This window comes from Streptomyces cinerochromogenes (assembly GCF_014648635.1).
GTDB classification, from domain to species: Bacteria; Actinomycetota; Actinomycetes; order Streptomycetales; family Streptomycetaceae; genus Streptomyces; species Streptomyces cinerochromogenes.
In genome coordinates this window covers 71,952-83,835 of sequence record NZ_BMRM01000014.1, presented here as the reverse complement: position 1 = coordinate 83,835, position 11,884 = coordinate 71,952, and the positions used below count along the sequence as shown (strand labels likewise).

Below are 11,884 nucleotides of genomic sequence, written 5' to 3'. Positions count from 1 at the left end.
CCCTACTCTGTGGCTTAGTGATCGCAGACACCAGGCTGTGTGGATGCTTGGGCTGCGCAAGGCCACGGGGAGGGACCTTGACGAACGATCAGTTCGAGCTTGCCGTTCGTGCGTTCTGGGAGAAGCGCGCAGAGCAGGCTGCGAAGCAGGTTGCCGAGGGCAGGGAGGACGCTGGCACGAGGGGATCTGTCACCGGAGGCGCCCACCTTGATGCGCTGACGATGCTCTTCGTCAAGTACTTTACGGATGTCTTGAACTACCCCAAGGATTCGATCTACTTGGGCAAGCGCGCCGAACTGCCGGGGTACTACCGACCGACGAAGCAGTGGGACTTGGTGGTCAAGGTCGGTGAACAGCTCGTGGCGGCTATCGAGTTCAAGTCCCAGTCCGGTTCCTTCGGCAACAACTTCAACAACCGGACGGAAGAGGCCATCGGCAGTGCCGTCGATACGCGGCGTGCCATCGAGCAGGGGCTGATGGGCCCGGCCCGGCCGTGGCTGGGGTATGTCTTCGTACTGGAGGACATCGACGGATCCACCAAGCAGGCAAGTAGGGACTTCAAGCCGGCCTTCAAGGGGGACCCTGCCTTTGGGGGCCGGCCCTCGTATGCAGAGCGGTACCGGCTCCTCTGCAAGCGGCTTCTTGAGGACGAGCTGTATGACGCAGCGTGCTTCGTTCTGGCGCCCAAGGATGCAGAGCGCCCCATCAGCCAGCCCGACGATGCTCTGACCTTCTCCAGGTTCATCGAGTCGCTTACGGATCACGTGAAGCGCGAATCGGGGCTGTAGGGCCGTTTACAGATGGCGGAGGGTCGGCAGCCAGGGCTGGGCCTTCCGCCATCTGCGTCTGGTGTCAGGCAGGCAGGTGGTCGAGCCCGTAGACCCGAAGTGCCGCCGTGGTTGCTGCATCGATGTCACGGCGGTCGAAGGCCCGGATGAGCGCCTGTGCGTCAGTCTCGCTGATCGCCTCAGGCCGCGGAACCCGGATGCGTCGGAGGTACTGTGCCTGAAAGCGCAGGGTGCCGCCCCGCATCCTGACGGCGTATGCCTCGACGAAGGCCTGCGCGACGCGTGACAGCAGCAAGCCGCCAAGGACTCGAAGGTCCCAGGCGTCGGCTACCACGTAGTAGAGGTTGTGGTGGGGGTAGTGCCCGCCCTCATCCAGCACCGGATGAATCGTGAGCTTCATGTCTGGCAGCAGGAGCTTCGGCTTGGCCGTGAGTGAACTGTCGACCTTATCGATGGTCTTGTACCACTGAACGGGATTCTTCTTGGCGATGTACCGCCCCGCCAGGGCCTCGCGATGCCGCTCGAAGTAAGCCTTGAGCTTTGGGTACCTATCGAGATCGACGAGTTTGCCGTCCTCTTCCCACGGGTTCACGAGATACGTGCCATCCCACTTGAGTGTGCCAGTGCGGGCATCCCGCACCATGCTCATGGGAAGGGCCCGGCTCTGCTCGACCTGGTCTGGGTCCTGGGTCAGGAAGACGGCGTCCGCTCCGGTAGCCAGGCCGATCCCCACGCGGGCACCAGTGTCCTCCAGAGCTGGAAACCGCTCGTTGAGGTCTTCGAGCATCTCTAGACGGGCGGGGCTCCCCGCCGGCCACGACTCGCCTCCAGAGAACCAACTGGGCAGCCGCGAGACCTCATAACCTGCCGTGGTCTCAGCATGGTTATCGCTCGCCGCCCAAGTGACGAGCCTTTGCGCCTGTGTCGCGTCGAAGTGCTTGGTGGTTTGGGCCACCACGGCAGGGGTCTGTGGCCGCTTGCGGATGACCGTGATTGCCGGATACGCCGCCACGGACTCCTCGAACGCATCAACGTCGTGCATGATTGCCACGAACTCCACGCTGAACTGGTGCCCTACCAGACGACGAAGCTCGCGGCCATACTGGTTACGCATCCAGCGGTCAGCACAAATGAACCCAAGTGCCCCGCTCTGCGTCAGGGCCCCGAGCGCTCGCTCGTAGAACCCGACGTAGATGTCTGCTCGCCCCACCATCGTGGGGTGGTTCTGTCGGTACAACTTCATGCGTTGGTCGGGAACATCTTCGAGCCGAATGTACGGGGGATTACCTACCACGAAGTCCGCTGCCGCGGGCTCCTGCAGGAGATAGTCGCCTTGCCGAATCCAACCCTCGACTAGGGGTTCGACGTGGTCACGAGCCCAACCGTCGTTGACAAGTAGCTCGACGACCGCCTCACGGCTTGCCCGAACGTTGCGGCTGAGAAGATCAAGAGCACGAACCCCGTCGATGGGCAGCTCGACCTCGTGCTTCCGGCAGGCCGCACTCAGACGCCGGACGATGCCAAGAAGGAAGGCTCCCGAGCCGCAGGCCGGATCGCTTATCACCAGCTCTGCAAGGTCGCGGTCCGGTGTGTAGCCCACAAGATCAAGGATCATCTCGACAACCCAGTCCCTCGTGTAGACCTCGCCATGCTCAACGGCGGTGTCCGGGATCGAGGGGAGAGCGTCTGGGATGAATGCGGTGCTGTGGGTCACCGGGGGAGCCTATCGACAACGAGCCGCCCGAGATCCTATGGGGTAGCAAGATGGCCGGGGTTCGAGGCGAGACGGAGTGGTCAGCCAGCACTGCGTCAGATTCTCCGCTTTCGTGATGATGGCGTATATATAAGGCCTTTCTGTTGGTTTTGCCGTGAGATCGCTGGTCGCCGGCGGATGGCCGTGTGTGGGAGCTCGGTGATACCTGGCGCCCGCGCGGCTGCGCCCTCCGTGCGCGGTCGCTCGAAGTAGCGATGCAGGTAATGACTCTCCACCTCGGCCAGGTCGTGGGGGAACGCGTCGAGATCTGGCAGACGGGGAGTCTGCACCTTGTACACCTCGTCATCGGGGAGGCGGATGTACGCCTCTCCCACTCGGAGCTGCTGGATGGACTGGACGTGTCGCTCCCACTGCTCCTGGAGCGGGTAGTACGCAGGATGCGTCCGCTCCTCGGCGGCCTCGTCCGAGACGACGTGTTTGATGGCGTCGGGGTCAACGACCCCGAAGAGGCGGGCGGAATGCTCAGCGTCGGGTCGGCCAGCTTTGAGAATGACCTCCATGCCGACGTTCTGCAGGGCTCCTTTGAGGCGGTCTGATGCCTGGCTCCAGTTCTGGTGCGCCATGACGCAGAACAGCTTGTACTTGCGAGTCTCCGAGAGCATGCGGGTCAGGCTCTCCTCGCTCTGTGCCATGAACTGGGAGAACTCGTCCAGCATCAGGACGTGCGGCGTCCTGGCCGCTGTCGCTGCTCGGAGGTTGGCGCGGCTGAGTGCCGCGGTCTCCATCCCCACGGTGAATAGACACCCAAAGAGTCGGCGAGCGTCTGGGGAGGCGATGGCCAGGTTGACGATGAGGGAGGTGCCCGAGTCGATGAGCCGGCGGAAGTCTAGGACGTTGCGCTTGTGGCCCAAGGCATAGCGGAGGACAGGGGAGAGGGTGAGCAGGTCCGCGCGGTTGAGGGTGGACTCCTTCATCAGCGGGGCTTCCCGTCCCCACTGGTCCATGCGAAGCCTGAAGAAGCGGATCACCTGGGGATCACGGATGTAGGTATCAAGCAAATGGTGGCGGTAGGCCGTGTCGGTTAGAAGATCTGAAAGCCGAGTGAGGGGGAGGCCTGCCTCCCGGAGGGCCACCACCGAGTGCTTGAGGATGTTCTCAAAGGTCGGTGCTCCCTGCGCCAGCTCGGGCCAGGCACGACGTGCGGCCTCGGCGACGTGCTCGGCCATCGCATGGTCGTCGTACGGCTGGGCCAGGAAGTTGAAGGGGAGGTAGCGCTTCTCGGCAGTCGCCGCTGGCAGATCCAGGTAGATGAGGCGTTCTCGCTGCTCTTCGGTTCGCAGCTGCCCACGGTCCACCAGGTGGGCGAGCACCAGCTGGGCCAGGTCGCCATGCGGATCGATGAGAGTGACCGGTTGGCCGGCGAGATAGAGGGCGAGGAAGAGTGAGGCGAGGAAGTAGCTCTTACCGGAGCCTGTCTTGCCCAGAACGTGCATGTGGACGCGGGCGGCGTTGAGCGGCAGGTGGAGCGTCCGTCGGATGAACCACGTCCAGTAGGTGCCAAGGGGGATCTTGGGCTCACGGGCAGAGGCGCTCATACGATCTAATGGCCCACCCCCTCTTCGTCGTCCATCAACGCCCACGCGAACTCCTCGTCCTCAGCATGGGCAGCGGTGTTGTCATCTACCGGGCCAGCTGCGTCCTCGGGGACGACCTCCACAGGAGCGGGTACATCGAGCAAACCCACCGGCGACGCACTGCCGGCCGGGTACCAGAGATGGTCGAAGAACAGCTGGGAAGGCTCCGTCTCGACGGAGGAAGCGTCGGTGAAGACGAAGATATCTGCGAGTTCAGATCGGCCTACGTCCGACAGCTCCTCGTGGGTCCACTCAGACAGCTGGATGCGTCGCGCCACTGTGGGGACGGTAACGGCAACGGTCAGGTTGTCGGCCTGGAACGCCCCGCGATATGGACCCTCTGCCCAGGCAGACAGCGCAGCGACCTTGCGGCGCCAATGCTTCTGGCCCTCGGTGCTTCGGTCTACCTCCAGGGCGATGTAGAAGGACTCGTCCTGCACTGTCAGCTCGAACCACGCATCAGGGATGACAGCCACGCGTGGTGCCTCGGGACGTCCGAGCGGTCGGACGCGTACAGGACTGCGCTTGATCTGTCGCTCGGTGATCAGGCGAGGCATGGTGACGAGGTAGTCCCGGCACAACGCCTCGGCGGCCACAAGAACGTCGACCGCGGCAAGGGAGTGCTCCATGAACGGATTGTCCCGGGCCTTCTGCCGCTCCTCGGAAGGGCGGTAGTACGGGCTCGTCAGCGGGATGCCGCGTGAGGTGAGATACCGGCGGCCCTGATCGGCGAGCGTAAAGACGTGCGGGGCTGACCCGATACGAGGTGTCGGCAACTCGCGAAGCCGCAGGAGGTAATCGGCCTCGGCAAGCCGGCGGAGACGGCGCTGGACGTACCGGTTCTCATCGCGAGCGTCCGGATACAGCAGCCGGCCGACCTGGGCCGCCGTCATGTACACCATGCGGTTGACGGCTCGCAGGATCGCATCGTCGGCTTCGCCGATCACAATTGTTGCCATGGTGGGCTCGGGGAATAATCGATCCATCGGGCTATTGTGCCAAATGGGCGTTAGAAATCTTACGGGCCCTTGTATGGCTCCCGTAAGAGAACCGGCTACTGGTTCTTCTTCGGCGACCTCCGGCCGATCGTGGGCGGCTTGGGTGGTTGCTGGTGAGGCGCCTCTTTCCGCGCTGCCTCCTGGCGCTGGTTCGCTTTCCGAGCCTTTGCCTGAGCCAGATCGATGCTGGAAAAAGAAGACTTGACATGACCAGGCGGAGGTAGCGGAGGGTCAGAAACAAGAGAGAGCCGCTGTCTCTCATCAGTCGCGCGGCTTACTTGATCGCGTGGGGTTCCATAGCGCTCGCGGCTGCGCCTGCGCACTTCATCGACGTGAGCCTCGTCCACAACATCGCTGCTGCTCCCGCTGGCCTTCACGTCTTTCATGAACGCTGCCATATCCTTCTGAAATTCCTTGATCTTGAAGTAAGCCCCGATCTCAGGAGCCCAGCCCCCATATTGAGCAAGATTCAACCCTTCGGCCGCGTTAATCTTCTTGTTGAGTCGCAACGCCCAGGCGGACATGGTGTCCTCTTGTGATCCCGCAGGAGATAGCGTCGCAACTCTGAATTCATGCGGGACGCCTGACGGGTCTGGAACCTTACAGTGGGCAACGTGGCGTGGAAGTGCCACGAGCGTCGCTGCAATTTCCTCACGTCGGTCTGCCTGAGACTGACTAGGTTCCTCCACAAGGTCATACCAGGGATTCCCATAACGATCACGTTCAGGGCTTTCTCCCAAATAATCCCTATGGTGGTGGATAGTGCAGTGCTTGTTGTAAAACTCGTTTCTCCTGTCTCTCGCCTCCCACCATTGAGGATCAAGATCGTCACTGGCGAGACACGCACTGTAGGCGTTGTGTTCTTGGCGTGTGAGCTCATCGTAACGACGCTTATTCTCTTGCGTATCCCAAACTTCTTCATCCCACTCGGAGTATTTGGACTCTGTACGCTGACGCAGTCTCTGCTTGACGCGAGCTGGTGTTGTGCCGAGCTCATGCACAATCAATCGTGCATCACTACCGCCAACCTGAAAGACTATGAGTGTCTCGGCCTTCAAAGCCTCCTGATCTGGCGTCTGAGAAAGATCCTGCTGGGCTATGGTCATCCCCAGGCCATACTTGCGACTCTCGCGCAAGAGCCACTGGGTTGTAGGCGTGGCAAACCGGCCGTACTCATCGAGGTAGAGGTGAACTCTGGAGCGCTGGTTCTGTGGGACGCGACTACGTCGAAATAGCTCATTGGTCAGCACGGAGAGCAACACCATGCCGAGAAAAGAGATGCTGTCGCGACTCATCTCGGACAGGTTGAAGATGAGGGTCCCGCCCTCATTCATGACCTGACGGAGGGGGATGGTTGTCTTGGCCTGGCGGACCATCGGTCCTATGAGTCCGTCATCGAGAAACCGGGCGACCTTGTTGAGTACTGGCTCGCGCTTCTCTTGTTGTCTGCGGGGATCACTACGCTCGTACTCGTCCCAATAGTCAGGTAGTTCAGCTAGCACTCGAAGTGCAGCCTGGCGGAAAACTGGCTGCTTGTACAAAAGCGGTATCTCCGCCATGGTGTACCCGTTCGCGATCAGCACGCGCGCTGTATTCTCAAGTCCCTGGTAAATATACGGCCGGTATGGCGAGCCGGCGTCGTATCCCATGAGCTTGTTGAAAATGTCAACGACATGTCCAACCGCTACGTCTACAGCTGCTGAGTCGGCAGGATCCCAGCACTCATAGAGGTTGAGACCAAAGGGGCGCTGAGCGTTGGGTTCTATGAGAACGATCTTGTCTCTCGCAGCAGTTGATGTGAGGGCGATCAAGCGCTTAGACAGGTCACCGTGAGCATCGATCACGATTGTTGCGGTGCCATCCTTCATGTCGGCGAGCGCAAGATGCTCAATCAGTGTGGTCTTGCCATAGCCGGACTTCCCGAGGATGGCGACGTGAGAGGTGCGGTATGCGTACGGCAGGTAGACCGGAACGCGATCTTCGCCGGCATACCCCAGTAGCGCATCGGAGCCCATACAGCCGCTCCTTGCTGTGACGCCAAGCTGTCTTCACCCTCAGGCTACGCTGCCTAGATGATGAGAGTCACCTGGTCTCAGACTCGCCTTGATCGAGGGTCTCAGGAGGCTGCATACGCTGGCGTGCCTTGTCAGCCAGCGATGACGTCCGAGGGCTATCTGGTTCGACGAATTCGACCTGCCACCCATAGGGCTTGGTCGCAAGGGTGACCTCGTTTGCGAGATCCTCGCGGGAAAGCGTATTGGCTCCCAAGCCATCCTCAAGCACCATGACTACGGCTCGTGTCAGGTGGCTCGCTGCAAGGACGCGCTCACGTGCTGAAGGAATCAATCCCTTTGGTTCTGAAGATATTTCGCGGCATTTCTCCTGTTCGGCAAGAAGGCGCCTCGCTTCACTGAGTTGGGCGAGGAAGTGAATGACCTGTGGGTTCTTGAGGTCCTCAGCCGACACCCCTAAACGTGTTGCCTCCTGTTGGCAACGCTGGAGCCATTCCTGTTTCTCCTCTGGAAGGATCGGGAGGCCGATAAAGTCTGGGTGTTCGTAGAGATCATCAGGATCAAGACGAGAACTCCACCAGCGATGGTCACCAGTTGGAGGCGCCAAGAAATCCGCTGTTTGCGGATCATGCCAAGCACCGTCAGGTGGAGGGAAGACCTCGTCGGGAGGATTATGAATCCTACTGGGTTCGGCCATCTTTTTGATAGTGAGCCCATATGGACTGACTGCGTCATGAAGGGGATAGCCAAGCGAATATACAGAATGCTCCCACATCTGCTTTGGGAAACCCTCGTCGAGAATGGCTTGGCTAGTACGTAAGAGCGCTCTTGCAGTGCCATAACGCTCGCGAAGTGAGTGTTCCCCCATGTCTTGCTCAACGTAGGTAGATGAAGGATTCTCGAAGTTGAGCCTAAGGTCTTGCGTGTCTTTGATGACGGTAGCTAGGCTCTGCACGGCGGGCTCTGCACTGTAAGACTCAAGGGAAATGCCACGATCATGCGCGACTTTGCGGATCTGGTAATCCCGACGCAGCTCGTGATTACCGGGAGCGTAGCGCTCCGCTGGTTTAGCTTGTTCTGCGTGAACCGGTAATCCTTCTCCTTCTTCTGTCATAGCTTCCTGTTTTTCTCATACTAGACACTTGCTGTCAATATGGAAAATGGGGAGTGAGGGCGAAAAGCCAGCTGCGCAGGAAATCAGACCACCAGATGAAAAAGGAAAACTTAGCGGCGCTTAACGGCGGCGAGGTAGATCTCCTGCGCCGTCTTGGGGGTGCCGTCCCGGCCTGTGTACTCACGGGTGTGCGGGTAGCCCACCACTTCGATCTCGTTGCCCTTGTTGAGCTGACCGGAGTCGACGCGTTTCTGCAGCGCCGTCGCTCGATCACCGAAAGCCAGGACGTCGTGCCACTTGGTCTCACCATCCTCGGTATGGACGGCCAGGGAGAACTTGCCGACGAACTTGCCGCCGGCTGTCGTTCGAAAGGTGGGCGTTCGCCCCAGGCGGCCGGTGAGCTTCACGCGTTCCCGCTCTGCCTCGCTGCTGGCTTCCTGCTGCTCCTGGACCCGGATGCGCCGGGCCGTGGCAAGCGGATCGTCTCCATCGGCGGGAGCAGGCTGCGTCTGCGGAGTGGCCTCGGTCGAGGGATCTCCGGCGGGATCTCCCACGCGTTGGATCATCGGGCGCTCGTCTGGGAACGCGCCGGGCATGCGGATGGGTTTCTCAGGTGGCTTCGAGCTGCTGACCGCGGGCGCAGATTCCGGCTCCTCGGCCGGCGCCTTCACGGCCTCGGCACGCGTGATGATCTGCTCAGTGTCCTCAATGTCATCCGGCAGGCCGTCGATACTCGTCGGGCCGGCGTCCACCTGGTACCCCAGGGTCACACCGCCATCGGGATGCAGAGCGACCGTTGAGTGCTCGTGGTCTGAGTCCTTCTGCAGAAAGACGATGCCCTCGTCCTCAACCTTCGGCAGCATGCCGCCGAATAGCTCGATGCGAGCGCTCTTGGTCGTGATCCGGGAGACGCCGCTCTCGGGGAAGGTGTCGAGACTCAAAAAGTTCTTGTCTGTCTGCACCTGGAAGTGCTGTCCCTGCCCGTAGGCGGGGTCTGTTACCTCTTGGGCCTTTGTCCCTAACGCCTTCGCGACTGCTTCCCCGTCGAATGTTGGTCGTGCTCGTTCTGTCATGTGAGGACGGATTATACGAGGCAAGACAGAAGAAAGATGTAAGGCAACTTACGTTTATCCAATCTTGATCCTCTCTAGACAGTACAACGTAAAAGCCAACGCCCACAATGACAGCAAAGACAGCAACAGAAGAAAATGCTTCCCGCGGCGGATGAACATTCCCAATGAAGTCGTCTCCCGTACGAGGAGCGATGATGCGGCGAAAGTCACTGGTAGCAAGATGACAACCGCATCGCCAGAAGTCAGTTGGGCGGTGTAGTTCGCCCAACCGAAGATAACCAGCAGAGCTATGGCTGACCAGGTAATGAGGATCAATCCCCAACTCACAAACAAGTGGGGAAGGGCTTGGCAGAGTTGAATCTCAACCCAGAGCCTAGCGGGCCGAGGGGTGCTGCCGTAGCGTGAATAATACTCATGATCCTTATGCTGATCATCAGGAGGCCTCCGACCGAAGCGTGGTTGTGTGGGCAACCGTTTCCACGCATCATCCCTGGCGCATGAGCCCCATTTTACGATGCGCACGCTGCTATCTGGGACCCTGATCCGCAAGTGATTGGTGCGAGCATCCGCAAAAGCGACATGATGCCGAGCCCGAGGGAAGAAACGATCACGAACCCACCTTGGCCACCTCGCCCAATCCTTCATGGGCGAGCTGAAGTAAATAACTCGCTTCTCGGATACTTCCATGGTTAGCGGATCCCGCAGAGGAACCCGATGTATCACTATGACCTCTCGGCGCCTGCCATAAGTTGCGTAGGTGGAAAGAAGAGCAGTATTTGTATCTACGACTTGCGAGGTTGATGCAGGATCATGAACGCGATCGTTGGCCGTTTTCAACAGGTTCAGCAACTTGTTCAACGCGGGCAAAACGCGACCGCGATCGCCACTCACTTCGTTAACGAAGCGAGGAACGGCCAGCAACGGGTTCTGGGTCGGGCTGTCTGGGTAAGGAACTGCCCACCTATGTTTCGTAATGATCTTTCCTATGCCGCTCGCCCGATCTTGCCAAGCCTTAAAGTCATCATCGGGCACCCAGTTAATGATGTTTTCAATGTAAAGTCTTTCGGTGGGTATGTCGGAAAGCTTGCCAAATATTCGGTCGGATCTCCGAACTGCACGCCAGGGGCTCGAAATGAACTGGAACATGCTCGTGAGTAGCGTTTCTACATCTTTATCTATGTCGACGCCATAGGTAAACCCTGCGCGCTGCGCCAAGTGGATGATATATCGAGCTTGCAGCAGACTGTTGCGCTCCCGTGAAATCCGACTCACTGACTGTTTGCCAATCTGCAGTTTTAGATCGAAGGATGGGTCTCTAGAGAGATTCGCAACGGGGAGCAACAGCTCAGGGGTGTGAGGCTCGAACGAAAGTATCAGGCGCAAAGCGCGTCTTAGATCCTCGTCCGTCTTTGGGTCAATAGCAACCTCAATAAGAGGTCTCGTTTCTACGGTGCGCTCTCTGATGGACCATCGAGCGCTGTGCAGCTCGATCTGTTCTACTGCGCGGGTCCTCCAAGAGGCGGGGTGGTCCAAAAGGGCGAAGAGTAGAGATTCGATACAAGAAGAATAGTAAATCATGACTGTGCTCCGCTCGCGCCTTACGGAAACCACCTATTGACATCAAGATCGACTTCGTCTATAAATAGCCAAATGAGAGAGATTCTAGAAGCGACGAAAATGCGTTATGAATCGGTCAAGTATCACCGAAAGGAAAGAAGGGAGCTGGCCAAATCCGGAGTGGTTTTTGAAAAAGAGTCAATCTTGAAAAGGTGGAAAAAATGGCGCAGATGGAAGAAGACAGCAGGGGCTGGCCGTGATGGGCCGGCTGCACCTTAGTAAAACCCTCCGCGCATCCCTCATCGAGTACCTCCTCGCGCTCACGTGAAGAAGACTCTTATTCCAGTTGACCCCTGAGTTGGACGCGTGTCAAAGCGAGACCAATCCTTGCCGCGAGGCTTTGGTCGGTGGCCTGTATCGTGCTGGGAGCCAGGTCGGCCGCAGGCTTACCCGCCGTTCGGGCAGCAGCAGCTGTCCGACAAAGCCCGAACACGGGCGGCCTGGCGTAGGGCCCCAGCACGGGACAGGTGGGTAAAGCCTCGGGGCCAACCCACCAGGCGGTCTGCCGCTCCTACGCAACCACCAGCTCCGACCAGATGACCTTGCCGCCATCGTCCCGACGGGTTCCCCACCGCTCACTCATCGAGGCCACGAGGAAGAACCCGTACCCACGGGGGTCCGCAAGGCTTGGCCGACGCAGTATGGGCAGGGCCTCCACCTGATCCCCAACCTCGATGACCACCCTGCCCGGTTCCCTACGCAGACGGACCGTGATGTCCGTGCCTCCCGGCGCGCTGGCCGCGACAGCATTGGTGACGAGCTCGGACACAACCGTCTGCGCATCATCGACCAGGTTGAGCATTGACCAGCAGTCCAATACGTCGGTGACAAACCTGCGGGAAGCCGGGACGGCACTCGGTACAGACGGAAACACAACGTCAACAACGTGCAAGTGCTCATCTGCCATGACGACCCTCCTACGAGTCGAGCATGC

At 59.7% G+C, this 11,884-nt stretch carries 9 protein-coding genes; 1 reads left to right on the top strand and 8 read right to left on the bottom strand.

Annotation, left to right across the window (positions count from 1 at the left end; all coding sequences use genetic code 11):
* The first annotated feature begins 77 nt into the window (after positions 1-77).
* The gene (locus IEZ20_RS25745) at positions 78-788 is read left to right on the top strand and encodes a PaeR7I family type II restriction endonuclease (protein ID WP_189302863.1); all 711 of its coding nucleotides are present in this window, start codon (positions 78-80) and stop codon (positions 786-788) included.
* A 64-nt stretch (positions 789-852) separates the two neighbouring features.
* Here the strand turns inward: IEZ20_RS25745 and IEZ20_RS25740 are convergent, their stop codons facing one another.
* The 8 genes from IEZ20_RS25740 to IEZ20_RS25705 all read right to left on the bottom strand — a co-directional run bounded on the left by IEZ20_RS25740 (position 853) and on the right by IEZ20_RS25705 (position 11,857).
* Positions 853-2,502 (bottom strand): Eco57I restriction-modification methylase domain-containing protein, encoded by a 1,650-nt coding sequence (locus tag IEZ20_RS25740; protein ID WP_229896272.1) that lies wholly within the window; start codon positions 2,500-2,502, stop codon positions 853-855.
* A 95-nt stretch (positions 2,503-2,597) separates the two neighbouring features.
* Positions 2,598-4,097, bottom strand: a complete 1,500-nt coding sequence (locus tag IEZ20_RS25735) for a type IV secretory system conjugative DNA transfer family protein (protein WP_189302861.1) — start codon at positions 4,095-4,097, stop codon at positions 2,598-2,600.
* A 5-nt stretch (positions 4,098-4,102) separates the two neighbouring features.
* Complete coding sequence (locus tag IEZ20_RS25730) at positions 4,103-5,122, bottom strand: replication-relaxation family protein (protein ID WP_189302859.1); 1,020 nt, start codon at positions 5,120-5,122, stop codon at positions 4,103-4,105.
* 68 nt (positions 5,123-5,190) lie between these two features.
* Positions 5,191-7,149 carry a type IV secretory system conjugative DNA transfer family protein gene (locus tag IEZ20_RS25725; protein WP_189302857.1) on the bottom strand — a complete coding sequence of 653 codons (1,959 nt, stop codon included), beginning with the start codon at positions 7,147-7,149 and terminating at the stop codon, positions 5,191-5,193.
* Positions 7,150-7,216: 67 nt separating this feature from the next.
* Positions 7,217-8,260 carry a hypothetical protein gene (locus IEZ20_RS25720; RefSeq protein ID WP_189302854.1) on the bottom strand — a complete coding sequence of 348 codons (1,044 nt, stop codon included), beginning with the start codon at positions 8,258-8,260 and terminating at the stop codon, positions 7,217-7,219.
* A 110-nt stretch (positions 8,261-8,370) separates the two neighbouring features.
* Complete coding sequence (locus tag IEZ20_RS25715) at positions 8,371-9,222, bottom strand: single-stranded DNA-binding protein (protein WP_189302852.1); 852 nt, start codon at positions 9,220-9,222, stop codon at positions 8,371-8,373.
* A gap of 165 nt (positions 9,223-9,387) precedes the next feature.
* A complete protein-coding gene (locus IEZ20_RS25710) occupies positions 9,388-10,911 on the bottom strand; it encodes a hypothetical protein (protein ID WP_189302850.1) in 1,524 nt (507 codons plus the stop codon).
* Positions 10,912-11,461: 550 nt separating this feature from the next.
* Positions 11,462-11,857 carry an ATP-binding protein gene (locus IEZ20_RS25705; protein ID WP_189302847.1) on the bottom strand — a complete coding sequence of 132 codons (396 nt, stop codon included), beginning with the start codon at positions 11,855-11,857 and terminating at the stop codon, positions 11,462-11,464.
* Positions 11,858-11,884 lie beyond the last annotated feature (27 nt).